This is a genomic window from Telluria sp. LT1R51-2, from assembly GCF_059685775.1.
This window is the reverse complement of record NZ_JCASIM010000001.1, coordinates 3035164-3059670: the sequence shown is the minus strand read 5'-3', so window position 1 is coordinate 3059670 and position 24507 is coordinate 3035164. Positions and strand designations below refer to the sequence as shown.

The following is a 24507-nucleotide window of genomic DNA, read 5'->3' as shown; positions in this document are numbered from 1 at the left end:
TCCGGAGCACGGTGGTCCCCCCAAGATTACCTACCTTCTGGAGACTGAGAAACATGAGTGCTATCGTTGATATCATCGGCCGCGAAATCCTGGATTCGCGCGGCAACCCTACCGTCGAATGCGACGTCCTGCTCGAATCGGGCGTGATGGGCCGCGCGGCAGTGCCGTCGGGCGCATCGACCGGCTCGCGCGAAGCGATCGAACTGCGTGATGGCGATCCGAAGCGCTACTTCGGCAAAGGCGTGCTGCAAGCCTGCGAAAATATCAACACCGAGATCTCCGAAGCGATCATGGGCCTGGACGCGAACGAGCAAGCGTTCCTGGACCGCACCCTGATCGATCTCGACGGCACCGAAAACAAGAGCCGCCTGGGCGCCAACGCCATGCTGGCCGTGTCGATGGCCGTGGCCAAGGCCGCCGCCGAAGAAGCGGGCCTGCCGCTGTACCGCTACTTCGGCGGTTCGGGCGCGATGCAGATGCCAGTGCCGATGATGAACGTCATCAACGGCGGCGCGCACGCCGACAACAACCTGGACATCCAGGAATTCATGATCATCCCGGTGGGCGCCCCGTCGTTCAAGGAAGCCATCCGCTACGGCGCCGAGGTGTTCCACACGCTGAAAAAAATCCTGCACGCACGCGGCCTGAACACGGCAGTCGGCGACGAAGGCGGTTTCGCCCCGTCGGTGGCCAACCATGAAGAAGCCATCAAACTGATCATGGAAGCGATCGAGCAGGCTGGCTACGTGGCCGGCAAGGACATCGCGCTGGGCCTGGATTGCGCCGCCAGCGAGTTCTACAAGGATGGCCGTTACGTGCTCGAAGGCGAAGGCGGCCTGAGCCTGTCGGCAGAGGACTTCACCAACATGCTCGCGACCTGGTGCGACAAGTACCCGATCATCTCGATCGAAGACGCGATGCACGAAGGCGACTGGGAAGGTTGGGCTACGCTGACCGCCGCACTGGGCAAGAAAGTCCAGCTGGTGGGCGACGACCTGTTCGTTACCAACACCAAGATCCTGAAAGAAGGCATCCAGAAGGGCATCGCCAACTCGATCCTCATCAAGATCAACCAGATCGGCACCCTGACCGAAACGTTCGCCGCCATCGAGATGGCCAAGCGCGCCGGCTACACCGCCGTGATCTCGCACCGCTCGGGTGAAACCGAAGATTCGACCATCGCCGATATCGCGGTGGGCCTGAATGCGCTGCAGATCAAGACCGGTTCGCTGTCGCGTTCGGACCGCATGGCCAAGTACAACCAGTTGCTGCGCATCGAGGAAGATCTGGGCGACATCGCCAGCTACCCGGGCCGTGACGCGTTCTACAACCTGAAGTAATCCCCTGGGGCCGGCGCGCGGGATGGGCTCATCCCACCCGCGCGCCGGCTTTTTCATCTCCTTCGTTTCTCACCATGCGCTTGATCACGATTGTCCTGGCTGCGCTGCTCGTGCTGATCCAGTATCCCCTCTGGCTTGGCAAGGGCGGCTGGCTGTCCGTGGCCGACATGCAGAACCAGGTCGAAACCACGCGCATCAAGACCGAGCAGCTCACCGCGCGCAACAGCAAGCTCGACTCTGAAGTCGATGACCTGACCGAAGGCACGGGCGCCGTCGAAGAGCGTGCGCGCTACGATCTGGGCATGATCAAGCAGAACGAGATTTTCGTGCAGGTGCTGCGCAAGAATGAAATTCCGGTCGAATCGATGACCGTGCCGCCACCACCGCCACCGCCGAAACCGGGCGCCAAGCCAACCGGCGCTGCTGCACACTGAACCAATCATCATGACTGAAGAAACTACCCCGATCGATCCCGCCAGTCTGGATTCGCTCGACGCGATCGCAGACTGCCTGGCCGAAGCGTTCGAAGATGGCGATGGCGCCGTGATCACCGCCGCCCTGCAGGCAGTGGCGCAGGCGCCCGCCCTGGGCGAACTGGCTGCCAGTGTAGGCATGCCGCGCGACGCGTTGCAGGCGGCAATGATGGCAGGGGAGTTCGATATGGACCTGACCCTCGAGATCATGAAGGTTGTCGACCTGCACATGAGTGGCGGGAAGTAAGACGCTTCGCCACGCACGCAAAAAAACGTCGTTCCCGCTTTCGCTGGAACGACGTTTTTGCGCTAACTTATCAGCGATACTGCGGCCCGCGAAGGGCCGCAGTGCTTCTTACTCTTTCGACTGCGACGATGCGTCGCCCTGTTCGTGGCCTGCGCCTTGCTCCAAGAATGCGCGCAGCATCCATGCATTTTTCTCGTGCACTTCCATGCGGGTCGACAGCATGTCGGCGGTCGGGAAATCGTCGATTTCGTCAGCAATACGAACAGCAGCGCGTGCGGTGCGGATCACGGCTTCCTGGCCTTCGACCAGTTGACGGATCATCTCTTTGGCCGACGGCACATCGGTTTCTTCGGTGATGGTCGACAGTTCCACATAACGCTTGTAGGTGCCTGGTGCGAAGTGGCCCAGTGCGCGGATACGCTCGGCGATATCATCCAGCGCGGTCCACAGTTCGGTGTACTGCTCCTGGAACATCACGTGCAGGGTCTGGAACATCGGACCGGTCACGTTCCAGTGGAAGTTGTGGGTCTTCAGGTACAGCATGTAGCTGTCGGCCAGCACGGTCGAGAGCGATTCGACGATTTTTGCGCGGTCTTCGGTGTTGATGCCAATATCGATGTTCATGTGTGTTTCTCCATTAGTCAGTGAGATGTATTTGGTGCCACTGTCTGAAAATACAACAGTATCAAACAAACATCAGCTTACCATCACAGACGAATCGCCGCAGGACGGTACAAGACGTGTGACGAAGGGTGAGAATTGGCGCGCGCCCGTCGCGTAGACTGATTTGTTTCTGATAATAAAGGTCATCACATGATGTCGCAACGCGCGGTAGTGGCACTGGCCCTGGTACTTTCCGGCCCGGCATGGGCGCAGGTAACGGCACCCGAAGCCAGCATGGAAACGAAGGTCGAAGTCAGCGGCGTCAAGGACCCTGAGCTACGCCCCTACCGCATCATGTCGCGTGGGCTGGACGCGTTCGACAAGCACCATGGCCTCGCACCAGGCGCCAGCCTGCGCTTTGAATTGAAGAACCAGGATGGCACGACCCAGCCGCCGGACGGCCTGGCCCTGCGCCTGTCCGGCGACACGGTGGATCTTCCGCTCGCGCTCGACAGCGATGCGACGTTCATTCTGCCGCGTAACCAGCAAGCATTCGACGACAACGCCGACCTGGTTTTGAACCGTAAAAAATCACGGATGCGCTGGCGTCCGCGCGTGCGCAGCCCCGGCGTGCCGGACAACGCGCGCCGGCTGGGCGACCTGCGTCTTGAATGCGAAGTGGCATGGGCGGTGATGAAGGACGAGATCGGTATTGTGATGCGCAGCGCCATGGCAGTGGTCGGCGGGATGTGTCATGCGCCAATGACGGCGCTGTCCTATCGCGCGCCAAAGCGGCTCGAGGCAGCGCGCGTGACATCGGGTGAGCGCACCAGGCTATTGACGCTGAGCGAAGATCATCACAGCTTTATCGTTCCGGTGCGCAGCAAGGAGTGGGACAACGAAAGCCTGATCACCTACGAATTCGCAGCCGATACACAGCAGGCCGCGCCGCTGCAGGCCGCTCAATAAGAACAGGGCGCCGAAGCGCCCTGAATAGTCCGACAGTGCCGGCGCAAGGCCGGCCTGTCGACAATCTGGTGAGTTGTCTTAGTGCGTGCTATTAGTGCGTGCTATTAATGCGTGCTGCCGCTCGGCGGAATCAGCGTCTGGGCTGCGGTATCGACGGCAAACAGCTGCGCGCAATCGACCTTGTCGAACGAATAGTGCTTGCCGCAGAAATCGCAGTTGATGCCCAGTTCGCCCAGCTCGTCCAGTGCCGTTTCCACTTCCTGCTGGCCCAGCATCTTGAGCATGTTGCCGACCTTTTCGCGGTTGCAGCTGCAATGGAACTGCGGGTGCATCGGGTCGAACACGCGGATCGTCTCTTCCCAGAACAGGCGGTGCATCAGCGTCGAGATGTCGGTCGACAGCAGCTCTTCGTGCTTGAGCGTGCCGCCCAGCGCCGCGGCGCGGTTCCAGGTTTCCAGGTCTTCTGCCTCGGATGCCTGCTTGGTCTGGTCTTCGCTACCGCTGTGACGCGGGAGCTTCTGCAGCAGCATGCCGCGCGCGACCTTGTCGTCGGCAGCAACCCACAGGCGCGTGTCGAGCTGCTCCGAACGCAACATGTAGTTTTCGATGACCGTGGCGACGTCGTCGCCGTCCAGCGGCACGATGCCCTGGTACGGCTGCTGGCCCGGCATTTTTTCGAGCGGGTCGAGCGTGATCACAAAGCGGCCCGTGCCCTGTACATTGACCAGCTGGCCGAGCGTGGCGTCGTCGGTGACGTCGACGTCCGGCGCCAGCTTGGCCGTGGCGCGCATGCGCAGGTCGGCGTCGCATTCGACGACGAGCAGGCGCACCGGGCCGTCGCCGTGGATCTGCATCACGATCGAGCCATTGAACTTGAGGTTGGCCGACAGCAGCGCGCAGGCGGCCACCATCTCGCCCAGCACCGAGCGCACCGCTTTCGGGTAGCCGTGGCGCGCCTGGATCTCGCGCCAGGTGTCGGAAATTTCGACCAGCTCGCCGCGCACGGCGGCGTTGTCGAAGATGAATTTTTGCAGCGTGTCGCCGGTGGTGCTGGTAACGTCAAGCGTGGTGTCTGGTGTCGTCATTCTTTATCCGATTCTCTTTAGCTGTGTATTGAATAGCTGGCCTCGCGCGACATAGCTCGCGGCATTGCCCTGCAGGCGCAGCAGGTCTTCTTGTGTCAGTGTCCGCACCACCTTCGCGGGCGAACCCAGGATCAGTGAATGATCGGGAAATATCTTGTTCTCGGTGACCAGCGCGCCGGCGCCGACCAGGCAACCCTTGCCGATGCGGGCGCCGTTCAGGATCACCGCGCCGATGCCGATCAGCGAGCCGTCGCCGACCGTGCAACCGTGCAGCATGGCCTGGTGGCCGATCGTCACGCCCTGGCCGATGTCGAGCGGATAGCCCATGTCGGTGTGCATCACCGTGCCTTCCTGCACATTGCTGTTTTCGCCAATGGTGATGCGTTCGTTGTCGCCCCGCAGCGTGGCGCCGAACCACACCGACGTGTTGGCTGCCAGCGTGACCTTGCCGATCAGCGTGGCCGAATCGGCGACAAACGCCGACGGATCGATCTCGGGTGCATGTTCGCCCAGCTGGTAAATGGCCATGGATGCGCTCGCAGAAGGTTGGAATGGCGCTATTTTACCGCCCCATGCCGGGGGCAGCGCCGGCTTCGCCATCGCCCGAAGACCGGCAGATGGGGCCACGGTGCGCGAATTCAACGGCCCGGCGATATAATTGCCTGAACGATCGTACTTTTTTCGAGGCCTCATGAAACTTTCACGTTCAGAATTTGTCACCGTGCGCGGCCTGCGCCTTCACGTGCGCCATTGGGGGAACGAGGGCGCGCCCAAGCTGTTCATGCTGCATGGCTGGATGGACGTGGCGGCCTCGTTCCAGTTCGTTGTCGATGCGTTGGCGGGCGACTGGCACGTGATCGCGCCGGACTGGCGCGGCTTCGGACACAGTGACCGTTCCGGTGCCGATACCTACTGGTTCCCGGATTACGTGGCGGACCTCGATGCGCTGCTCGACCGTTTCGCACCGGACGAGGCCGTGAACCTGCTCGGCCACAGCATGGGTGGCAATATCGCCGGCCTGTACGCCGGCGTGCGGCCTCACCGCGTGGGCAAGCTGATCAATCTGGAAGGCTTCGGCCTGCCGGGCACGAAAGCAGCGCAGTATCCGAAACGGCTGGCCAACTGGCTCGACGAATTGCGCGCGCCACCCGAGATGCGCGGCTATGCGAGCCTCGACGAAGTGGCGGCGCGCCTGCGCAAGACCAATCCGCGCCTGTCGTATGAGCGCTCGAGTTTTCTTGCTGCGCACTGGTCCGAGCAGGACCGCGACGGCCAGTGGCGCATCCTGGGCGATCCGGCCCACAAGATGACGGGCCCACTGCTGTACCACGTCGACGAGATGATGGCAGCCTGGTCGGCCATCACGGCGCCGGTGCTGTGGGTCGAGGCCGAGGACACCGATATGTGGCGCTGGATGGGCGCGAAGGAGCAGGCGCGCGCCGAAGTCGACCGCCGCATGGGCTATCTGAAGCACGTCACGGCGCGCATGGTGCCGCAGGCGGGGCACATGCTGCACCACGACCAGCCCGAATTGCTCGCGCGCATGATCGAAGACTTCCTCGCTGCGCCGGCAGTTTGATGCGCGTACAATGGAGCGTCCATCCCGCCTGCTGAATATTCCATGCTGAAAGTCGACCTGCACTGCCATTCCAATGTCTCCGATGGCGTCCTTGCGCCAGCGGACGTGGCCGCTTACGCCGGCAAGAGCGGCGTGAATGTATGGGCGCTGACCGACCATGACGAAATCAGCGGCGTCAAGGCTGCGCGGCAGGCGGCCACGGCGCTGGGCATGCGCTTCGTGGCGGGCGTCGAGATTTCGGTCACCTGGGCCAACGACACGGTCCACGTCGTCGGCCTGCAGGTCGACGAAGACAATCCGGCGCTGACCGCCGGCCTGGCGGCAACGCGCAATGGCCGCGAAAAACGGGCCCGCGAGATGGCAGCCCAGCTCGAGCAGGCTGGCATTCCCACACCGTATGAAGGCGCGCTGCGCTACGTCGCCAATCCCGACCTGATGTCGCGCACCCACTTTGCGCGCTACCTGTGCGAGATCGGCGTGTGCCGGACGACGTCCGAAGTCTTCCGCCGCTTCCTGACCGAAGGCAAGCCGGGCTATGTTCCCCATCGCTGGGCCACGCTTGGTGAAGCGATGGGCTGGATCCAGGGCGCGGGCGGTATCGCCGTCATCGCGCATCCGGGGCGCTACAAGTTCAGCGACACGGCCCAGGGTGCGCTGTTCGATGAATTTCGCCAACTGGGTGGCACCGCCATCGAAGTCGTCACCGGCAGCCATACGCCCGATCAATACGGCACTTACGCCGAAGTCGCGCGGCGTTACGGTTTTCTCGCTTCGCGCGGCACCGACTTCCACGCCCCCGGCGAGTCGCGGGTCGAGTTCGCCGAACTGCCACCGCTGCCATCCGGCGTGACGCCAGTCTGGCACGACTGGTTCTAACACTCCCTTCCATCCCAATGTTCGGCCAGCTGCTTCTGCGGCTGGCCGCGCTGCGCCTGTTGCTGTCCTGTTTTTATAAAGAACTTGCCCATCAGCTCTTGTAAAAGCCGTTTTATACTCCAATTGGAGTATATGCAGCGTATGGAGAGCACGATGAAAGCAGTTTTACCCCAACAGAAACTCCCTGACAGCGACAAGGTCACCGTCAACGTCGGCCTGGTCGACCTGGCCCAGGTCGACCTGCTGGTCGAGGAAGGGTTCTATTCCAACCGTACCGACCTGGTGCGCACGGCCATTCGCAACCTGCTCACGCAGCATGCCGACGTGATCCGCCAGACCATCGTGCGCAAGCGCTATGTGATGGGCCTGTATCGCTACTCGGTGCAGGAACTCGAACAACTGGTAGCAGAGGGGCAGCAACTGGATATCCATGTGCTGGGCCTGGCGGTCATCGAAGACAACGTATCACCTGAACTTGCCCGGAATGCGATCGCTTCGATCCAGGTCCTGGGCGCATTTGTTGCATCACCTGCCGTGCGCGCCGCGCTGGCAGATCGCACCCTTACCTAGACTGGATCGCTATGAAATCGCTCGACCAATTCATGAACAAGATGATGACCTCTGCCCGCCTCGTGCAGAACAAGGATGTGGCCTCGGCCACCGCCACCATTCAGCAAGCGCTGGCGCAGGCCGGCCTGATGCCGGGGCAGGGGCAGGGGCAGAGTTCCGCGCCCGCCAGCAAGGACGCCACAGCTTTTGTGGACATCAACCCGGCGCCCGATTGGCAAGCCCAGTTGCGCAAGGGCCAGGCAGCCATGCGCGCCGCCGGCGTCGGTGTGGGCGTCGGCCTGCCTGCCGGTGATGATGACGTGGCGGTCATGAACGACGCTGCAGCAGGCACCTTCACGTCAGGCGTCTTTTCGAACGCCGCCGGTCGCCGCCGCTACAAACTGTATATCCCCTCGCAGCCGTCAAGCACGCCGCGTCCGCTGATCGTCATGCTGCATGGCTGCACGCAGAATCCCGACGATTTCGCGCTCGGCACCGGCATGAATCGCCTGGCCGAAGAAGCCAACTGCCTGGTGCTGTATCCGGAGCAGGACAGCGCGTCGAACCGTAACCATTGCTGGAACTGGTTCGAGTCGGGCCACCAGGCGCGCGATGCCGGTGAGCCAGGCATCATCGCCGGACTGACGCGGCAGATCGTCAAGGAGCACGGCGCCGATCCGGCCCAGGTATTCGTGGCCGGGATGTCGGCCGGCGGGGCGATGGCGGCCGTGCTGGGGGCCGAGTATCCTGACCTGTTCGCGGCAGTGGGCGTGCACTCCGGTTTGCCTGCCGGTAGCGGGCGCGACATGATTACCGGCTTGCAGGCCATGAAGAAGCCGGCCAAGGGGCGCGCTTTGCGCGAGGTGGTGCCCGTCATCGTGTTCCACGGCAGTACCGATCACGTGGTGACGCCGGCCAATGGCGACGCCGTGCTGCAACAGTATGCAGGTGCTCACGCCGGCCTGCACGCCACGCCACTGAGCGTGCGCCACGACGACGCAGCCCATGGCGGGCGTCGTTGCCGCCGCAGTGTCTGGCGCGATGATGCGGGTCGGGCGATGGCGGAGCAGTGGGTCGTGCAGGGCGCCGGGCATGCGTGGGCCGGCGGCAATTCGGCCGGGTCGCATACGGATGCGGCGGGGCCGTCTGCATCGAAGGAAATGCTGCGCTTTTTCCTGGGCACGAAGCGCTGATGGCACGGGCATGTGGTCTGTGCCCTTGATTTTTCCGACAAGAAGCCCAATATTGGCATCCTGTCATCAATTCGGGAGTTGTCTGCCATGAAGCGCATTGTTCTTTTCCTCGCCACCAATCTCGCCGTCGTTCTGGTGTTGTCGCTGGTCATGAACGTGCTCGGTCTTGGCCGCGCCGTTTCGGCGCAGGGCATCGACTTCGCTTCGCTGGCGGTGATGTCGCTCGTCATCGGCTTTACCGGTTCGTTTATCTCGCTGTTGATCAGCAAACCGATGGCCAAATGGTCGACCGGCGCGCGCGTGATCGAGCAACCGGCCAATTCCACCGAGCAGTGGCTGGTGGACACCGTGCGCCGCCTGGCCGAGCGCGCCGGCATCGGCATGCCCGAAGTCGCCGTCTACGATGGCGAGCCAAATGCATTTGCCACCGGCGCCTTCAAGAATTCGGCGCTGGTCGCCGTGTCTACCGGCCTGCTGCAAAGCATGAATCAGGACGAAGTCGAAGCCGTCCTGGGCCACGAAGTCGCTCACATCGCCAACGGCGACATGGTCACCCTCACCCTTATCCAGGGTGTGGTCAATACCTTCGTCGTGTTCTTCGCGCGGGTGGTTGGCTTCTTTGTCGACAAGGTGCTGTTCCGTAAAGAGGGCGACGCGCCCGGCATCGGCTACTACGCCACCGTGATGGTCTGCGAAATCCTGTTCGGCCTGCTGGCTTCGATCATCGTGGCCTGGTTCTCGCGCCAGCGCGAATTCCGCGCCGACGCAGGCGCCGCCAAACTGATGGGCAGCCCGGTGCCAATGCAGCACGCGCTGGCCCGCCTGGGCGGTTTTGCGCCGGGCGCATTGCCGAAAGCGATGTCGGCATCGGGCATTTCCAGCAGCGGCGGCGGCTGGGGCGCGCTGTTCTCGACCCACCCGCCAATGGAGCAGCGCATTGCTGCGCTCCAGTCGCTGCGCTAACCAATAACAAGGACACCATTCATGGGCCAGTTTTTCCAGATTCACCCTGAAAACCCGCAAGCGCGCCTGATCAAGCAGGCCGCGCAGATCGTCAGCGCCGGCGGCATCGTCGCGCTGCCGACCGATTCCGCCTACGCACTTGTCTGCCGGCTGGACGACAAGAACGCGGTCGAGAAGCTGCGCCGCATCCGTGGCGTCGATGACAAGCACCACCTGACGCTGCTGGTGCGCGACCTGTCCGAAGTGGCGCAGTACGCGCGCGTGGACAACACGCAATACCGCTTGCTCAAGGCAACGATGCCAGGCCCGTACACGGTGATCCTGGAGGCCACGCGCGAGCTGCCGCGGCGCCTGTCGCACCCGTCGCGCAAGACGATCGGCCTGCGCGTGCCTGAAAACCGCATCACGCTGGCGCTGCTCGAAGAACTGGGCGAGCCGCTGATCGGCACCACGCTGCAACTGCCAGGCGACGAGCACATGCTGTCGGATCCCGATGAAGTACGCGAGCGCCTTGAAAAGCAGATCGAACTGATCATCGACGGCGGCGCCGGCATGCTGGAAGCCACCACCGTGATCGACCTGACCGGCCCCGAGCCGGTGCTGATTCGCGAGGGCAGGGGCGACCCGGCAGCGTTCGGCCTGTAATCGGGCGGGCTGCAGCGTGCAAGGTTGCCTTAAGTATTCCACCGGTCAAGTACGCGCTGCGCTCTGATAGAATCAGCCCCCATGGAAGAAACGATTCGCACCATCGCGGTGTATGCGCTGCCGGTCCTGTTTGCGATTACGCTGCATGAAGCCGCCCACGCTTACGCCGCCAAGTATTTTGGCGACAACACCGCCTATTCGCAGGGGCGCATGAGCCTCAATCCGCTGGTGCACGTCGATATCTGGGGCACGATCGTGATCCCGATCGTGATGTTCCTGTTCAGCGGTTTTGTGTTCGGTTATGCCAAGCCGGTGCCCGTCGAATTCGGGCGCCTGCGTAATCCGAAACGCGACATGGCGTGGGTGGCGCTGGCCGGCCCGCTGGCCAACTTCATCATGGCCGTGCTGTGGCTGATCCTGGGTGTGCTGCTGGTTTTCTTCCAGGTTGGCGAAGAATTCCCGCACAAGGTGGCGCAGGCCGGCATCATCACGAACCTCTTGATCATGGCCTTTAACCTGCTGCCGATCCCGCCGCTCGATGGTGGCCGGGTGGTCACGGCAATGCTGCCGCACCGCGCCGCCTATGCGTTTGCCCGCATCGAGCCTTACGGTTTCTTCATTGTGCTGGCGTTGGTGATGCTCAAGGTTGTTGGCTACTGGCTCACGCCGGTGATGGCGCTGGGCGGGTATCTGGTGCAGCTGGCAGCCACGCCATTCACGTTCTTCCTGCTCTGAGCCGATGACCACGAGCGTCGACATGGCGGCCTTGCCCGCTTCGCCCTGGGTGGCACGCTTCGCGCCGCTGGCCCGGTCAGGCGAGGCGCTCGACCTGGCCTGCGGTAGCGGGCGCCACACGCGCCTGCTTGCTGCGCAGGGTATCCAGGTGCTGGCCGTCGATCGCAATCCGGTAGCGCTGGCAGCCAGCGCGGGCGAGGGCGTGACGACGCTGGCCTGCGATCTCGAAGCCGATGGCGCGACCTGGCCCTTCGAGGCCGGGCGCTTTGCCGTCATTGTCGTCACCAATTACCTGCACCGGCCGCTGTTCGCGCAGATCGCGGCCAGCCTGCGGCCCGACGGGATCCTGATCTACGAAACCTTCGCGCAAGGTAACGAGGTGTATGGCAAGCCGTCAAATCCGGCGTTCCTGCTCGCGCCCGGCGAACTGCTGACGCTGGCCCAGGATGGCGGGCTGCAGGTGCTGGCGTACGAGGATGGCCACGTTGAGCGGCCCCATCCGGCGCAGGTGCAGCGCTTGTGCGCTGCCGGCCCTGCGTATGGTAAAACCGAGGCATGGCTCGACCATATTGTGGTCAGGAATGAACCATAGGGGCGGGCTATCCGCTACAATCAGATTTTTAAATGAATGGCACGGTCCAAAGATTATGATTAAGGGCAGTATCGTAGCAATCGTCACCCCGATGTTCGAAGACGGCACCGTCGATCGCGATGCACTGCGCGCGCTGATCGACTGGCACATCGCCGAAGGTACCGACGCGATCGTCATTGTGGGCACGACCGGCGAATCGGCGACCTTGTCGCCGGAAGAGCATTGCGAACTCGTCAAGCTGGCCGTCGACCATGTCGCCGGCCGCATCCCTGTCATCGCCGGTACTGGCGGCAATTCGACCGTGGAAGCGATCGCGCTGACCCGTCATGCGAAATCGGTCGGCGCGGACGCGTCCCTGCAGGTCGTGCCGTACTACAACCGGCCGACGCAAGAGGGCATGTATCGCCACTTCCGCACGATCGCCGAAGCCGTCGACCTGCCGATCATCCTGTACAACGTGCCGGGCCGCACCGTGGCCGACATGGCCAACGAGACGGTCGCGCGCCTGGCCCCGATCGGGAACATCGTCGGCATCAAGGACGCTACCGGCAATATCGGGCGCGGCATCGAGCTCCTCAAGATGGTCGACAAATCCTTCGCCGTGTACTCGGGCGACGATCCGACCGCGATGGCGCTGATGTTCTGCGGCGGCGCCGGCAATATCTCGGTTACCGCCAACGTGGCACCGCGCGCAATGCACGAGCTGTGTGTGGCCGCCATGAATGGTGACATCGCGCGCGCGCTCGAGATCAACAACCGCGTGCTCGGCCTGCATGCCAGACTGTTTGTCGAGCCCAATCCCGTGCCCGTCAAATGGGCGCTGGCCGAGATGGGCAAGATGCCGGCGGGCCTGCGCCTGCCGCTTGCGCCGCTGTCCTCCCAATACCACGAGATCGTACGTGCCGCCCTGGTGGAAGCCGGCGTTCATTCCCCATCCTGAATCCGCAAGGGTTCGGGTTACTGACCTGATATCGAACGACATGACTATTCGCAAGACTAAGAATTCAAACGGCGCATCCCTGATCAACGCTCCTGCCGCCGCCCGTGTGCTCTCGCTCACGGTCCTCGCGTTCAGCCTGGCAGCCTGCACCACGATCTTCAGTGGCGACAAAGTCGACTACAAGGGCACCAAGAAGGCCGCACCGCTGGACGTGCCGCCCGACCTGACCAAGCTGCAGCGCGACAACCGCTATGCAATTCCCGATGGCCGCGGTGTCGCCACGGCATCCGAATTCCAGCAAGGCCAGGCTGCGGCAGCTGCCGGCGGCGTGCCTGCAGTGGCCGGTGTCTCGGCATCCGGCCAGCCGATCGGCCCGATCTCGACCGATGCCGTCAGCGTGCAGCGCAATGGCGACCAGCGCTGGCTGGTGGTCAAGCAAACGCCTGAACAGCTGTGGCCGCAACTGCGCCAGTTCTGGGAAGAGCAGGGCTTCGCGCTCGAGACCGAGTCGGCCACCACCGGCACCATGGAAACCGCCTGGGTCGAGAACCGTTCGAAGATCCCGCAGGACTTCGTGCGCCGCGCCATCGGCCGTGTGTTCGACAGCGCGTACTCGACCGGCGAACGCGACAAGTACCGCACGCGCCTCGAGCGCCTGCCGGATGGTTCGACCGAGATCTGGGTCAGCCACCGCGGCGCCGAAGAAGTCCTGACCGGCCCGCAAAGCGAGACCACGACCTGGACCATGCGCCCCAACGATCCGGGCCTGGAGTCGCAATACCTGAGCCGCATCGTTGCGCTGCTGACGGGTGCGAAAGAAGTGGCCCCGGCCGAAGCCATGGTCGCCAGCGCGCCGCTGGCGCCGCAGCATGCCAAGCTTGTGGGTGACAAGGTCGAGGTCGATGAAGGCTTCGACCGCGCATGGCGCCGTGTCGGCCTGGCGCTGGATCGCGTTGGCTTCACTGTCGAAGACCGCGACCGCGTGCAGGGCATCTACTTCGTGCGCTATGTCGATCCGGATGCGGTCGATACCAAGGATGGCTTCTTCAAGCGCCTGTTCACGTTCGGCAAGTCGGAAGACGCCGCCAAGGAAGCCCAGCGCTACCGCGTGCTGGTCAAGGCCGCACAGGGCGCAAACGTGAGCGAAGTGTCGGTGCAGACCAACGACGGCAAGGCGGAAACCTCGCCGACGACCACCAAGATCCTGACGCTGCTGAACAACGAGCTGAAGTAATACTCGTTGTGGCAACAAGAAACCGGCCAATTGGCCGGTTTTTTTATGCGTGTCGGGATGGTGGCGGGTGCCCTTGCAAAGTCACCGACGTAAAAAAACCGGCCCGCAGGCCGGTTTCTTCATTACCGAGTAACGAATTACTTGGTGGTAGCAGCAGCGTCAGCAGCTTGCGTAGCCGAGGTCTGAGCAGCAGCAGCAGCGTCGGTTGCGGTGGTTGCAGCAGCAGCAGCGTCGGTTGCAGCAGCGTCAGCAGCAGCAGCAGCTGGAGCGGTTGCGTCAGCAGCTGGCATGGTTGCGTCAGCAGGAGCGACGACAGCAGCTGGGGTTTCGGTCACTGGTGCGACTGGAGCTTCTTCTTTCTTAGCGCAAGCAGCCAGGGTAACAGCGAACAGGGAAGCGATCAGCAGGGATTTTTTCATGGTTTTTTCCTTAGTATTTACAAAAGTAGAACTACTTGATACGAATAATAATTACCGGTAATTATTTCTCGATGGAATTCTCGTGCCTTCACAAATAGCAAGACTGCCACGGGCGCAACGGAACCTTCCTGATTGATATTATAGACAATTTTACAGTTTCGCAATAGCGAACACATGCTGTGGTGTAAGAATTTTCCGCTTTGATAAGCTTTATATTGTTACAAGATGCTACGCACATGACCGAATGCGCGGAAAGTAACTAGTGGGCAACGACACATGCCCGCTGGGTGAGTTAAAGCCCGGTGGTAGTCGGTTGCAGTGTGGGACGCGATGCTTCCCAGATTGCTTCAAACCGATGGTGCGGCACATCGACGGCGCGTGGATCGTCGAAGCTGGCCTCGCCACGCATGTGGTCGCTGTGAAAGCGCCGGACCACGTGTTGGTCGTCGGCGATGCAGAACGAGTCGGTCAGCTGCCGCAGATTTTTCGGCGTCTGGCGGCATTCGCAGGCATGCCCGTAGTCGCGCAGCAGGCGCAGGAAGCGCGGGAAGTGGCGCTCGATGTGGCCCGGCTCGTGCAACGCAAGGCGCAAGGTGCCGCCCCGTTGCAGGAAAGCACGCAGCGCCGCATCCACCTGGATCGTGCCCAGCGCAAACACCGCCCCGTCCGGATCGAACAGGCGCAGGCTGTGCTGCGCCGCCGTGACGATGGCGAGAAACTGCGCCTCGCATTCGCGCCGGGTGTCGAACGGAATCGCGCGGGCATCCATGGTCAGCCCAGCTCGACCCAGCCGTCCTGATACCATGCGTACAGCGACTCGGTGACGTCATCGGTGGCTTTGCCGAGCGTTGCGCCATCGATGCGGCGGTCATTGGCGAGCACGTCGAGCACCACCTTGTCGGCGCGGCCGGCAGCCAGCGATTCGCCATTGATGAACACGTTCTTGCCGCGGTACAGCATCAGCGTCTTGCTCGACAATTTGACGCCGCGCTTGGCGGCCGTTTCCATGAAGCGCCCGAAGGTCAGCGGCTTGGCGGGCGGCGTAAAGAACACATTGTGCTTCGGCTCGGACATGTGCTCGCCAAGGAAGATGGTGACGTCTTCTTCATCCCAGCGCACCTTGTTGAGTTCTTCGGTGACGGTGGCGAGCATATGCTTCGGGATCTCGGCCGGGTTCTTTGTTTCTTGCAATTCCGGATCGGCGTAGCGGCCCGGCAGGTCGATCGAATCGGCCATGAATTGCAGGAAGGATTCGCCCAGTTCCTGGAACGACGGCGAACGGAAGCCAATCGAATAGGTCATGCATTCGCCTTCGGCGATGCCGTCGTGAGCGTACTGTGGCGGCAGGTACAGCATGTCGCCCGGCTCGAGCACGAACTCTTCTTCAGCCTCGAAATTGGCCAGGATCTTGAGCGGCAGGCCCTCGATGATCGTCAGGTCCTGCTGCGCGCCGATGCGCCAGCGGCGCTTGCCGTGCGCCTGCAGCAGAAATACGTCGTACGAGTCGTAATGGGGGCCGACGCCGGCGCCATCGGTGGCGAAGCTCACCATCAGGTCGTCCAGACGGGCATCGGGCACGAAGCGGAACTGGCGCAGCAGCTCGTCGGCGCGCTCGTCATGCAGGTTCACGCCCTGGACCAGCATCGTCCAGTTCGGCTCGCTGCGGGCCGGCAGTTCGGTGAGGGGGCCGTGCTGCATGTCCCACTCGCCGTCACGCAGCGACACCAGGCGGGATTCGACATGGTTCAGCGCGGCCAGTTCGGCCAGCTTCTCGAACTTGAGCAGCGGCTTGAAGCCGGGGATGGCGCCACGGATCAGCAGCGGTTTCTTGTGCCAGTAATCGCGCAGGAATTCAGCGGGGGAAAGATTCCCCAAAAGTGGTAATTTTTTCATGCGACATTATAACCAGCCGAAGCGGGGCCCAGACCCATCGAGAGTATAATCCGCAGCTCACAATGAAAGGATGGACGATGAAGATTGCTAAAGACACAGTCGTGACGGTTAATTACAAACTGTCGGATGCCCAGAACAATCTGATCGAGGAGGGCTCCCAGCCGATGGTGTACCTGCACGGCGGCTACGAGAATACCCTGCCGAAGATCGAAGAAGAGCTGGACGGCAAAGAAACCGGCTACGCCTCGACGATCCAGGTGGAACCAGACGACGCGTTCGGCGACTACGAGCCAGAGCTGGTCAAGGTCGAGGAGCGTTCGCGCCTTCCGGAACCGATCGAAGTCGGCATGCAGTTCGAAGGCGTGGCCGAAAACGGCGACGACGAGCCGGTGATTTTCACCGTCACCGAAATCGCTGACGACAAGGTCGTCCTGGATGGTAACCATCCACTGGCCGGCATGGCTCTGCGCTTTGACCTGTCCGTGGTCGACGTGCGCGCTGCAACCGCCGAAGAAATCCAGCACGGTCACGTGCACGGCGCTGGCGGTCATCATCACGAGATCGATGACAGCGATGATGGCGACCACTTCCGTACCCAGCCGCTGCAGTAATCCGGTTGGTGCGCGGCCACCGCATCACGCGGTGGCCGCGTTTGTAATTTCTGTCCTACTGCTTCGCGTCCACCACCGTGAACGCCGCATCTTTCCCCAGCATCACATTCACCTCGACCGCCTTCGTTCCCACTGACAGCTGTCCCAGATTGCCTTTCCATGCGATCTGCGGCTTGTGGCCACCCGGCGCGTCACTGTCGACGAGCAGCACCTTCCCATCGAACTTGACGGCCTGCGCCTGGATCTGACGCCGCGCTGCCTCGAACCCGTCACGCTCGACCGGCGCGCGCCGCAACAAACCCCGCAGGCCCGCCGGCTGATCGAGATGGAACGGGCGCACCGCCCCTTCCGAGAACAGCACCAGCGCCTGCGCCTTGTCGCTGCGCGCCATCGCGAACAGGCGATTCAGCCAGAAGCGGTTGGCCACCGCCCGGTCTTCGTATTCGCTGTTGCGGCCCGCCGCCGGCAGGAAATGGTTGTTCGCGGCTGGCAGATTGATGGTGGCGTACAGCACCTTGTCCACCTTCCAGTGCGCGTTCTCGGCGTAGCTGCGAAAACGCGGACTGGCCGACAGCTGCGTCAGGTGGATCTTGGTTGCGCCAAGCGATTCGGGTTCGCCGTACAGCAGTTCGCGCAGGCGGTTCAGGCGCTCGATCGCATTGGTGCGCTTGGCGGAGTTGCGGCAGCCGGTCCAGTCGCTGCCGGACAGCGACACGATCACGGGCCGCTTCGCATGCTCGAACAGGTCGCGCCGCTGCAGGTACAGCTTGTCGCCGCAGCTTTCGTTCTCGCCCTTGATGCCCGTGAGGACCACGAACGACACCGACTTTTCGGACGAATCGGCCAGCGCCTGCTTCAGACGGGCGTCACTGTCGGCGCGCGCGTCGTTGCCGACCACGGCGAAGCGGTGCGTGGGACGCGCTTCCTTGTCCTTATCCTTGGCTTGGCCCACCAGCGGCGCGCAGGCAAGCAGCGTCGCCAGCAGCGCAGCGCGGACAACGACCGGACGCGGGATCGACATCAGGCCGCCAGCCGTTTCAGCTCGTACAACCGCTCGAGCGCTTCGCGCGGCGTCAGCGCGTCCGGATCGATCGCATCGAGCGCATCGCGCAGCCCGTCATCCTGGACCTCGGCCACGACTGGCGCCGGGGCGTCGTCGATATCATGTTCGGGCAGGGGCGCGGCGAACAGGTCGCGCTGCGGCGTGCCGCCGGCGGCCTGCGCTTCCAGGCGCGCCAGGTGCTTGCGCGCGGCTTTGATCACCGGCTGCGGCACGCCGGCCAGCTGCGCCACCTGCAAGCCGTAGCTTTGCGACGCCGGGCCATCCTGCACCGCATGCAGGAACACGATGCTGTCCTTGTGTTCGACCGCCGACAGGTGCACGTTGTAGGCGCTTGGGTACGACTCCGGCAACTGGGTCAGCTCGAAGTAATGCGTCGCAAACAGCGTGAAGCTGCGGCTGGTGTCGATCAGATGGCGCGCGATGGCCCACGCCAGCGCCAGGCCATCGAAGGTTGACGTGCCGCGCCCGACTTCATCCATCAGCACCAGCGAATGCTCGGTAGCGCCGTTGAGAATCGCGGCCGATTCGGTCATCTCGACCATGAAGGTCGAGCGGCCGTTGGCCAGGTCGTCGCTGGCGCCGATGCGCGTGAAGATACGGTCGATCGGGCCCAGCGTGGCTTCAGCCGCCGGCACATAGCTGCCGACATAGGCCAGCAGCGTGATCAGCGCCACTTGGCGCATGAAGGTCGATTTACCGCCCATGTTCGGGCCGGTGATCAAGAGCAGGCGGCGCTCGTTCGAGAAGCGGCAATCGTTGGCGATGAAGCGCTCGATCTGGTTTTCGACCACCGGATGGCGGCCTTCGACGATGTTCAGGCAGGGCGCATCGACCAGCTGCGGCGCGCACCAGCTGTGGCGCAGCGCGTGGCTGGCCAGCGCCACCAGCACGTCGGCTTGCGCGATCGCGCGCGCGATGGTTTGCAGCACGCCAATGTGCGGCGCGAGCTGGGCCAGCAGGTCGTCGTACAGGATCTTCTCGCGTGCCAGCGCGCGGTCCTGCGCCGACAGGGCCTTGTCTTCGTAGGCCTTCAGTTCGGGCGTGATGTAGCGTTCGCAGTTCTTCAGCGTCTGGCGGCGGCGGTAATCGTCCGGCACCTTGGTCGCCTGGCCGTTGGTCACTTCGATATAGAAGCCATGCACGCGGTTGTACTCGACGCGCAGGTTGGCGATGCCGGTGCGGGCGCGTTCGCGTGTTTCAAGATCGACGAGGAACTGGCCGGCATTCTCGGACAGCGCCTGCAGTTCATCGAGTTCGGCATCGTAGCCGCGCGCGAACACGCCGCCATCGCGGATCATCGCGCTCGGCTCTTCGAGCACGGCGCGCACCAGCAGGTCGAGGCAATCGGCGGGCGTGGCCAGGTCGTCATGCAGCTCGCGCAGCAGCGACGTATCGCCCGGCACGAAGCAGCGCGCCACCAGCTCGCGCAGCATCGGCAGGGCCTTGAGGCCATCACGCAGGCTCGCCAGGTCGCGCGGGCGCGCGCTGAGCAGCGCCACGCGCGTGGTGATGCGCTCGATGTCCGGCACCTGCGCCAGCGTCGGCGACAGGTTGTCGATGGCATCCGCCTGCAGCAGCGCGGCGATCGACTGGTGACGGCTGCGCGCGATCGACTGGTCGCGGCGCGCGTGGTGCAGCCAGTGGCGCAGCATGCGCGAACCCATCGCCGTGCGGCAGCCGTCGAGCAGCGAAAACAGCGTTGGTGACTCTTGCCCGCGAATGGTCTCGGTCAGTTCCAGGTTGCGGCGCGTGGCGGCGTCGAGGCCGATATATTCGTTCTCGTTTTCGCACGCCAGTCCGCGCACGTGCTGTAGCCCGCGGCCTTGCGTGGACTGGGCGTAGCGCAGCAGCGCGCCGGCCGCGCCGAACGCGGCGCCCAGGCCATCGGCGCCAAAGCCCGTCAGCGTGGCGACCTTCAACTGTTCAAGCAGCGCGCCGTGGCCCTTGACCACGTCGAAATGCCATTCCGGCACGCGCTGGGTGTGCACGGTGGATGCGCCATCGTCGAACATGTCGCCGCAATCGGCGCGCAGGATTTCGGCCGGCGCGATACGCTCAAGTTCATGCGCCAGACGCGCCTCGATGGCGCGCGCGTCGCCCGAAAATTCCATCAGGCGCAGATTGCCGCTGGCCAGTGACAGCCAGGCCAAACCCGCAGTGACGGTCTTGCGCTGGGTCTGCAGGCACAGGGCGAGAAGAGGGCGCTCGGCCTTTTCCGGCAGCAGGTCGGAATCGGTCAGCGTACCGGGCGTGACGACGCGCATGACCTTGCGTTCGACCGGGCCTTTGGACAGCGCCGGATCGCCGATCTGCTCGCAGATCGCGCACGACTCGCCCAATTTCACCAGCTTGGCCAGATAGCCATCGAGCGAGTGGAACGGCACACCGGCCATCTTGATCGGATTGCCCTCGGACTTGCCGCGCGCGGTCAGCGTGATGCCCAGCACGCGCGAAGCTTTTTCGGCGTCGTCGAAGAACAGTTCGTAGAAGTCGCCCATGCGGTAGAACACCAGCATGTCGGGGTAGTCGGCCTTGATGCGCAGGTATTGCTGCATCATCGGGGTGTGCTTGTCGGTCGCGCTGTTCTTGACGGCTGCGGCGTTGATTTCAGTGGGAACGGTGGTCATTTCTTCGGATTGGGTACGGCGAGGCAGAGGCTGGCCAGAGCTGCGTATTTTACCGCGATTGAGGTCACGCGCGCGGCACAGCCGGGGTCAGGTCTGACATTCGGACACGACCTCAGCCTTAACACGGCCGGGCTCAAGCGCAGCCGGGGTCAGGTCTGACATTTGGACACGGACTCAGCCTCGGCTAGTTCCATGGGTCTCTTGTCCAGATTGGTATGGCACCGTGTCAGCTGGTTCCAACTATTCTACTGCCGAGGTCGTGTCCGAATGTCAGACCTGACCCCGGCTTTTCCTGCCGAGATCGTGTCCGAATGTCAGACCTGACCCCGGCTTTTCGCGTGACCCCGGCTTTTCGCGGGTCGCGCGACATCACGTGTAGCCAAGCGCGCCTTCGACGGCCACGCGATCGCTGCACAGAACGACAAAGCTGCCCGGTACTTCGCAGGCCATCAACGTTGCCGAAGCACCGAGCGGTACGGCGCGTTTGAAGTGGCATGCCAGACTGGTGATGCGACGATCGGTCGATTGCTCGAACGCCGCGCAGACGCGTGCCATGGTTTCCATGCCGTGGATGATTGGCGCGTGCATCCCCATCAGCCGCGCACTCCATGGCCACAGGTGAATGGGATTCCAGTCGCGGGACAAGGCCGCATAGCGTCGCCCCGCATCCGAGGTCACGGCCCATTCTCCAATCACGTCACCCATGGGCGCGACCGACGGCGACGCAAGCGCATGCTTGCCGCGTTGCCCTCGTTTGATCAGATATCGGCTGGTGCAGGTGAAGACCGTCTGCCCATCGGCACTTGCCACTGTCTCCAGCACGCATTCGATTGCGCCGTTTGCGCCGGGTTCCGGCATCGACAACGTCGTCGCGAGCACTAGCGGCGCATCAGTGCGTACCTCGCAGTGCATCGCGAGATCGTTCGACACATGAATTAGCCCAACAATCCGAAACGGCATCGCCCGATCGAGCATCGTCGCCAGTTGCGCGCGCTGCGCCAGCAGATAAAGGTAGGTCAGCGGCACGGGGCCGGGCGGGAAGCCGAACGCGTCGCTGTAGCGCCGCACGTGATCGGCATCGAGCCGGTCCAGCCGGTAACTGGCCTGAATCGGTTGCGCCGATGTCCGCGCGGGCCGCTTGAACAACGCCCGCAGCAGCGGCCAGGCACTGGCCCTGGGCAGGGCAGGGAGGGATGACGGGGACGGGCTATTCATCGACGCAGCATACCGCGTCGTCGCCCGTCCCCGTTAATAGAGCACCGAGACTCAGGCCGCTGCCTTGACCCGCGCTGTGATATGCGCCAGCGCCTCGTCAACCTGGTCGATCAGGATCAGACACAAATCCCCATCACCCAGGCGCGAGAGCGCGCGATCAATCGCCACGAACTCGCCATTGATTTCTTCGACATGGCCGGTGCGCGTCGCGTTGCTCAGCCCCGCGCGCAGCAGCGCAATGACTTCGCCATCGGCGCGGCCACGCTGGCACTGATCCTGATACAGCAGCACGTCGTCGAACGCCGCGCCCAGAATTTCGGTCTGCTGCGTGATGTCCTGGTCGCGCCGGTCGCCGGCGCCGCTGATCACCACCGAGCGGCGCTTGGCGGGCATGCTCTCGACTGCATTGACCAGCGCGGCGATTGCATCCGGGTTGTGGCCGTAGTCGGCGATCACGGTCGCGCCCTTGTAATCGAACACGTTGAAGCGTCCCGGCGCATTGTCGCTCTCGCCGACGAAGGTCTTCAGGCCCAGGCGGATCGCATCCCACGATGTGCCCACGCCCCACGCCGCGGCCACCGAGGCCATCACGTTCTCCACCTGGAAACCCACCACGCCACCGCGCGTGATCGGCACTTCCCGCAGGTCGATGCGTTCGATGAACGACTCTTGCGCCGCCACCAGATAGCCATCTTCGACAAAGACGACGCGGCGGCCCTGGGCGCGGTGCATCGCCATGACGGGATTGCCCACGTCCTGCGCGAAGAACGTGACGTCGCCGCGCGTGCGTTCGGCCATGGCCGCCACGGTCGGATCGGCGGCATTGAGTACCGCCATGCCGCCCACGGCCACGTTCTGCACGATCACGCGTTTCAGCACCGCCAGGTCTTCGAGCGTGGTGATGTAGTTCAGGCCGAGGTGGTCGCCCGAGCCGATATTGGTCACCACCGCGACCTGGCACTTGTCGTAGGCCAGGCCTTCGCGCAGGAGGCCGCCGCGCGCCGTTTCGAACACGGCGGCGTCGACGTCAGGGTGCAGCAGCACGTTGCGCGCGCTGCGCGGGCCGCTGCAGTCGCCGCTTTCGATGCGGCGGCCTTCGATGTAGACGCCGTCGGTGTTGGTCATGCCGGTGCGCAGGCCGGAAGCGGTGAGCAGATGTGCGATCAGGCGCACGGTGGTCGTCTTGCCGTTGGTGCCGGTGACGGCCACGATCGGGATGCGGCCATCGTCGCCGTCCTTGAACAGCGTGTCGACGATGGCTTCGCCGATCGGGCGCGGTTTGCCGAACGATGGCGCCAGGTGCATGCGCAGGCCCGGTGCAGCGTTGACTTCGACGATGCCGCCGTTCTGGTCTTCGATCGGTTGCAGGACGCTGTCGCAAACCAGATCGACGCCGCAGATATCCAGGCCGATCATGTGGGCGGCAGCGACGGCGCGCGCCGCGACTTCGGGGTGCACGTCGTCGGTGACGTCGGTGGCCGAGCCACCGGTGGACAGGTTCGCGTTATTGCGCAGGACCACGCGCTGGCCGATGGCGGGCACCGAGTCCGGCGTCAAGCCGTTCTGGGCCAGCGTGCCGATGGCGATGTCGTCGAAGCGGATCTTGGTCAGCGACGTGCCGTGGCCGTCGCCGCGGCGCGGGTCCAGGTTGACCTGTTCGACCAGTTCGCGCACGCTGCGCTCACCGTCGCCTACCACCTGCGGCGGTTCGCGGCGCGCGGCGGCCACCAGCTTGTCGCCCACCACCAGCAGGCGGTAGTCATGGCCCGGCAGGTAGCGTTCGACCAGGATGTCGTCGCGGAATTCGCTGGCGGCCTTGAAGCCGGCGTCGAGCTGTTCGCGGGTGGTGACGTTGACGGTCACGCCCTTGCCCTGATTGCCGTCCTTTGGCTTGATCACCACCGGCAGGCCGATTTCCATCGCGGCGGCCCAGGCGTCGTCAGGGTCGGAGACGCCGCGGCCCTGCGGCACCGGCACGCCGGCTGCGTCGAGCAGCTTCTTGGTCAATTCCTTGTCCTGCGCGATCGATTCGGCAATCGCGCCGGTGGCGTCGATCTCGGCGGCCTGGATGCGGCGCGCGCGGCTGCCCCAGCCGAACATGACCATGCTACCTTCGGTCAGGCGGCGGAACGGGATGTTGCGGGCCACGGCGGCCTGCACGATCGAGCCGGTCGATGGCCCAAGGCGCACGTCTTCGTCCGTCGCGCGCAGTTGCGCCAGCGCGGCGGGCACGTCGAACGGCGTGTCGTTGCGGGCCGCTTCGATCAGCTGCTGCGCGAGTTCGAGGGCCTGGCGGCCGACGTCTTCTTCGCTGTATTCGACGACCACCTGGTAGGTGCCGGTTTCCAGCGTGGCAGTGGTGCGGCTGAACGTCACCGGGCAGCCGGCTTCGGCCTGCAGGTGCAGCGCGACCAGTTCGAGCACGTGGGCCAGCGGGATCGTTTCATAGTGGCCGAACGGCTGCAGGCCGCCGATCTGCGGGAAGCGCACGCGCAGGCGCGATTCGAAACCGGGCAGTTCGCCGATCGATTCTTCCTCAGGCGTGCACGTCACGATCGCCTCGACCGAGGTGTGGTGGCTCCAGAGATTGGGGCCACGCAGGGCCCGTACGCGAGATACTTCCATAAACCGTCATTCCTTTCGCGGGCCGCGCACC

The 24507-nt window shown here is 63.7% G+C and carries 25 protein-coding genes; 15 read left to right on the top strand and 10 right to left on the bottom strand.

Annotated features, from left to right (window positions below):
- The first annotated feature begins 53 nt into the window (after positions 1 to 53).
- The 3 genes from eno (at position 54) to AC56LH_RS13550 (ending at position 2060) form a co-directional block, all read left to right on the top strand.
- The gene (eno, locus tag AC56LH_RS13560) at positions 54 to 1340 is read left to right on the top strand and encodes a phosphopyruvate hydratase (RefSeq protein ID WP_183555581.1); all 1287 of its coding nucleotides are present in this window, start codon (positions 54 to 56) and stop codon (positions 1338 to 1340) included.
- A 74-nt stretch (positions 1341 to 1414) separates the two neighbouring features.
- On the top strand, positions 1415 to 1774 hold the full coding sequence (gene ftsB, locus AC56LH_RS13555) for a cell division protein FtsB (protein ID WP_482899694.1): 360 nt from the start codon (positions 1415 to 1417) through the stop codon (positions 1772 to 1774).
- 10 nt (positions 1775 to 1784) lie between these two features.
- Positions 1785 to 2060 (top strand): helix-turn-helix domain-containing transcriptional regulator, encoded by a 276-nt coding sequence (locus AC56LH_RS13550; protein ID WP_499646805.1) that lies wholly within the window; start codon positions 1785 to 1787, stop codon positions 2058 to 2060.
- 108 nt (positions 2061 to 2168) lie between these two features.
- Here the strand turns inward: AC56LH_RS13550 and AC56LH_RS13545 are convergent, their stop codons facing one another.
- Entirely contained in the window at positions 2169 to 2684 is a 516-nt protein-coding gene (locus AC56LH_RS13545) for a Dps family protein (protein ID WP_183555578.1), read from the bottom strand.
- A gap of 189 nt (positions 2685 to 2873) precedes the next feature.
- Here AC56LH_RS13545 and AC56LH_RS13540 point away from each other — a divergent pair, with 189 nt between their 5' ends.
- Positions 2874 to 3632 carry a hypothetical protein gene (locus AC56LH_RS13540; protein WP_499646803.1) on the top strand — a complete coding sequence of 253 codons (759 nt, stop codon included), beginning with the start codon at positions 2874 to 2876 and terminating at the stop codon, positions 3630 to 3632.
- A 104-nt stretch (positions 3633 to 3736) separates the two neighbouring features.
- On the opposite strand, the gene hslO is transcribed toward AC56LH_RS13540, so the two are convergent.
- Together hslO and AC56LH_RS13530 are read right to left on the bottom strand one after the other, a co-directional pair.
- The gene (gene hslO, locus AC56LH_RS13535; RefSeq protein WP_499646801.1) at positions 3737 to 4717 is read right to left on the bottom strand and encodes an Hsp33 family molecular chaperone HslO; all 981 of its coding nucleotides are present in this window, start codon (positions 4715 to 4717) and stop codon (positions 3737 to 3739) included.
- Between the two features lie 3 nt (positions 4718 to 4720).
- Entirely contained in the window at positions 4721 to 5245 is a 525-nt protein-coding gene (locus tag AC56LH_RS13530; protein WP_499646799.1) for a gamma carbonic anhydrase family protein, read from the bottom strand.
- A gap of 163 nt (positions 5246 to 5408) precedes the next feature.
- Between AC56LH_RS13530 and AC56LH_RS13525 the strand changes: the two genes are divergently transcribed.
- The 10 genes from AC56LH_RS13525 to bamC all read left to right on the top strand — a co-directional run bounded on the left by AC56LH_RS13525 (position 5409) and on the right by bamC (position 14023).
- A complete protein-coding gene (locus AC56LH_RS13525; protein ID WP_499646797.1) occupies positions 5409 to 6296 on the top strand; it encodes an alpha/beta fold hydrolase in 888 nt (295 codons plus the stop codon).
- Positions 6297 to 6338: 42 nt separating this feature from the next.
- Entirely contained in the window at positions 6339 to 7172 is an 834-nt protein-coding gene (locus AC56LH_RS13520; RefSeq protein ID WP_499646795.1) for a 3',5'-nucleoside bisphosphate phosphatase, read from the top strand.
- 153 nt (positions 7173 to 7325) lie between these two features.
- The gene (locus tag AC56LH_RS13515) at positions 7326 to 7742 is read left to right on the top strand and encodes a ribbon-helix-helix domain-containing protein (RefSeq protein ID WP_229424778.1); all 417 of its coding nucleotides are present in this window, start codon (positions 7326 to 7328) and stop codon (positions 7740 to 7742) included.
- Positions 7743 to 7753: 11 nt separating this feature from the next.
- Entirely contained in the window at positions 7754 to 8914 is a 1161-nt protein-coding gene (locus tag AC56LH_RS13510; RefSeq protein WP_499646793.1) for an extracellular catalytic domain type 1 short-chain-length polyhydroxyalkanoate depolymerase, read from the top strand.
- A gap of 87 nt (positions 8915 to 9001) precedes the next feature.
- Complete coding sequence (htpX, locus tag AC56LH_RS13505) at positions 9002 to 9877, top strand: protease HtpX (protein ID WP_499646791.1); 876 nt, start codon at positions 9002 to 9004, stop codon at positions 9875 to 9877.
- Between the two features lie 21 nt (positions 9878 to 9898).
- The gene (locus tag AC56LH_RS13500) at positions 9899 to 10522 is read left to right on the top strand and encodes an L-threonylcarbamoyladenylate synthase (RefSeq protein ID WP_183555570.1); all 624 of its coding nucleotides are present in this window, start codon (positions 9899 to 9901) and stop codon (positions 10520 to 10522) included.
- A gap of 81 nt (positions 10523 to 10603) precedes the next feature.
- Positions 10604 to 11257: a site-2 protease family protein gene (locus AC56LH_RS13495; RefSeq protein ID WP_499646789.1), complete on the top strand. Its 654-nt coding sequence runs from the start codon at positions 10604 to 10606 to the stop codon at positions 11255 to 11257.
- A gap of 4 nt (positions 11258 to 11261) precedes the next feature.
- A complete protein-coding gene (locus AC56LH_RS13490; RefSeq protein ID WP_499646787.1) occupies positions 11262 to 11849 on the top strand; it encodes a class I SAM-dependent methyltransferase in 588 nt (195 codons plus the stop codon).
- A 55-nt stretch (positions 11850 to 11904) separates the two neighbouring features.
- The gene (gene dapA, locus AC56LH_RS13485) at positions 11905 to 12789 is read left to right on the top strand and encodes a 4-hydroxy-tetrahydrodipicolinate synthase (protein WP_499646785.1); all 885 of its coding nucleotides are present in this window, start codon (positions 11905 to 11907) and stop codon (positions 12787 to 12789) included.
- Positions 12790 to 12829: 40 nt separating this feature from the next.
- Entirely contained in the window at positions 12830 to 14023 is a 1194-nt protein-coding gene (bamC, locus tag AC56LH_RS13480) for an NlpB/DapX family lipoprotein (protein WP_499646783.1), read from the top strand.
- Positions 14024 to 14160: 137 nt separating this feature from the next.
- On the opposite strand, the gene AC56LH_RS13475 is transcribed toward bamC, so the two are convergent.
- From AC56LH_RS13475 to AC56LH_RS13465, 3 genes are all read right to left on the bottom strand, one after another.
- Positions 14161 to 14442, bottom strand: a complete 282-nt coding sequence (locus tag AC56LH_RS13475; RefSeq protein ID WP_482899682.1) for a hypothetical protein — start codon at positions 14440 to 14442, stop codon at positions 14161 to 14163.
- 292 nt (positions 14443 to 14734) lie between these two features.
- A complete protein-coding gene (locus AC56LH_RS13470; protein ID WP_499646781.1) occupies positions 14735 to 15211 on the bottom strand; it encodes a DUF7931 domain-containing protein in 477 nt (158 codons plus the stop codon).
- Positions 15212 to 15213: 2 nt separating this feature from the next.
- Positions 15214 to 16335 carry a JmjC domain-containing protein gene (locus AC56LH_RS13465; RefSeq protein WP_499646779.1) on the bottom strand — a complete coding sequence of 374 codons (1122 nt, stop codon included), beginning with the start codon at positions 16333 to 16335 and terminating at the stop codon, positions 15214 to 15216.
- Between the two features lie 77 nt (positions 16336 to 16412).
- Between AC56LH_RS13465 and AC56LH_RS13460 the strand changes: the two genes are divergently transcribed.
- Complete coding sequence (locus AC56LH_RS13460) at positions 16413 to 16946, top strand: FKBP-type peptidyl-prolyl cis-trans isomerase (protein WP_183555563.1); 534 nt, start codon at positions 16413 to 16415, stop codon at positions 16944 to 16946.
- Between the two features lie 55 nt (positions 16947 to 17001).
- Here AC56LH_RS13460 and AC56LH_RS13455 read toward each other — a convergent pair whose 3' ends face one another.
- From AC56LH_RS13455 to cphA, 4 genes are all read right to left on the bottom strand, one after another.
- Positions 17002 to 17967: a hypothetical protein gene (locus AC56LH_RS13455; protein ID WP_499646777.1), complete on the bottom strand. Its 966-nt coding sequence runs from the start codon at positions 17965 to 17967 to the stop codon at positions 17002 to 17004.
- On the bottom strand, positions 17967 to 20636 hold the full coding sequence (mutS, locus tag AC56LH_RS13450) for a DNA mismatch repair protein MutS (RefSeq protein ID WP_499646775.1): 2670 nt from the start codon (positions 20634 to 20636) through the stop codon (positions 17967 to 17969). Before mutS ends, AC56LH_RS13455 begins: the two co-directional genes overlap by 1 nt.
- Positions 20637 to 21005: 369 nt before the next feature.
- The gene (locus AC56LH_RS13445; protein ID WP_499646773.1) at positions 21006 to 21851 is read right to left on the bottom strand and encodes a MaoC/PaaZ C-terminal domain-containing protein; all 846 of its coding nucleotides are present in this window, start codon (positions 21849 to 21851) and stop codon (positions 21006 to 21008) included.
- 51 nt (positions 21852 to 21902) lie between these two features.
- A complete protein-coding gene (gene cphA / locus AC56LH_RS13440; protein ID WP_499646771.1) occupies positions 21903 to 24476 on the bottom strand; it encodes a cyanophycin synthetase in 2574 nt (857 codons plus the stop codon).
- Positions 24477 to 24507: the final 31 nt, after the last annotated feature.

Coding starts and splice junctions, on each gene's coding strand:
- eno (WP_183555581.1), top strand. CDS start 54: ATGAGTGCTATCGTTGATATCATCGGCCGCGAAATCCTGGATTCGCGC.
- ftsB (WP_482899694.1), top strand. CDS start 1,415: ATGCGCTTGATCACGATTGTCCTGGCTGCGCTGCTCGTGCTGATCCAG.
- AC56LH_RS13550 (WP_499646805.1), top strand. CDS start 1,785: ATGACTGAAGAAACTACCCCGATCGATCCCGCCAGTCTGGATTCGCTC.
- AC56LH_RS13545 (WP_183555578.1), bottom strand. CDS start 2,684: ATGAACATCGATATTGGCATCAACACCGAAGACCGCGCAAAAATCGTC.
- AC56LH_RS13540 (WP_499646803.1), top strand. CDS start 2,874: ATGATGTCGCAACGCGCGGTAGTGGCACTGGCCCTGGTACTTTCCGGC.
- hslO (WP_499646801.1), bottom strand. CDS start 4,717: ATGACGACACCAGACACCACGCTTGACGTTACCAGCACCACCGGCGAC.
- AC56LH_RS13530 (WP_499646799.1), bottom strand. CDS start 5,245: ATGGCCATTTACCAGCTGGGCGAACATGCACCCGAGATCGATCCGTCG.
- AC56LH_RS13525 (WP_499646797.1), top strand. CDS start 5,409: ATGAAACTTTCACGTTCAGAATTTGTCACCGTGCGCGGCCTGCGCCTT.
- AC56LH_RS13520 (WP_499646795.1), top strand. CDS start 6,339: ATGCTGAAAGTCGACCTGCACTGCCATTCCAATGTCTCCGATGGCGTC.
- AC56LH_RS13515 (WP_229424778.1), top strand. CDS start 7,326: ATGAAAGCAGTTTTACCCCAACAGAAACTCCCTGACAGCGACAAGGTC.
- AC56LH_RS13510 (WP_499646793.1), top strand. CDS start 7,754: ATGAAATCGCTCGACCAATTCATGAACAAGATGATGACCTCTGCCCGC.
- htpX (WP_499646791.1), top strand. CDS start 9,002: ATGAAGCGCATTGTTCTTTTCCTCGCCACCAATCTCGCCGTCGTTCTG.
- AC56LH_RS13500 (WP_183555570.1), top strand. CDS start 9,899: ATGGGCCAGTTTTTCCAGATTCACCCTGAAAACCCGCAAGCGCGCCTG.
- AC56LH_RS13495 (WP_499646789.1), top strand. CDS start 10,604: ATGGAAGAAACGATTCGCACCATCGCGGTGTATGCGCTGCCGGTCCTG.
- AC56LH_RS13490 (WP_499646787.1), top strand. CDS start 11,262: ATGACCACGAGCGTCGACATGGCGGCCTTGCCCGCTTCGCCCTGGGTG.
- dapA (WP_499646785.1), top strand. CDS start 11,905: ATGATTAAGGGCAGTATCGTAGCAATCGTCACCCCGATGTTCGAAGAC.
- bamC (WP_499646783.1), top strand. CDS start 12,830: ATGACTATTCGCAAGACTAAGAATTCAAACGGCGCATCCCTGATCAAC.
- AC56LH_RS13475 (WP_482899682.1), bottom strand. CDS start 14,442: ATGAAAAAATCCCTGCTGATCGCTTCCCTGTTCGCTGTTACCCTGGCT.
- AC56LH_RS13470 (WP_499646781.1), bottom strand. CDS start 15,211: ATGGATGCCCGCGCGATTCCGTTCGACACCCGGCGCGAATGCGAGGCG.
- AC56LH_RS13465 (WP_499646779.1), bottom strand. CDS start 16,335: ATGAAAAAATTACCACTTTTGGGGAATCTTTCCCCCGCTGAATTCCTG.
- AC56LH_RS13460 (WP_183555563.1), top strand. CDS start 16,413: ATGAAGATTGCTAAAGACACAGTCGTGACGGTTAATTACAAACTGTCG.
- AC56LH_RS13455 (WP_499646777.1), bottom strand. CDS start 17,967: ATGTCGATCCCGCGTCCGGTCGTTGTCCGCGCTGCGCTGCTGGCGACG.
- mutS (WP_499646775.1), bottom strand. CDS start 20,636: ATGACCACCGTTCCCACTGAAATCAACGCCGCAGCCGTCAAGAACAGC.
- AC56LH_RS13445 (WP_499646773.1), bottom strand. CDS start 21,851: ATGAATAGCCCGTCCCCGTCATCCCTCCCTGCCCTGCCCAGGGCCAGT.
- cphA (WP_499646771.1), bottom strand. CDS start 24,476: ATGGAAGTATCTCGCGTACGGGCCCTGCGTGGCCCCAATCTCTGGAGC.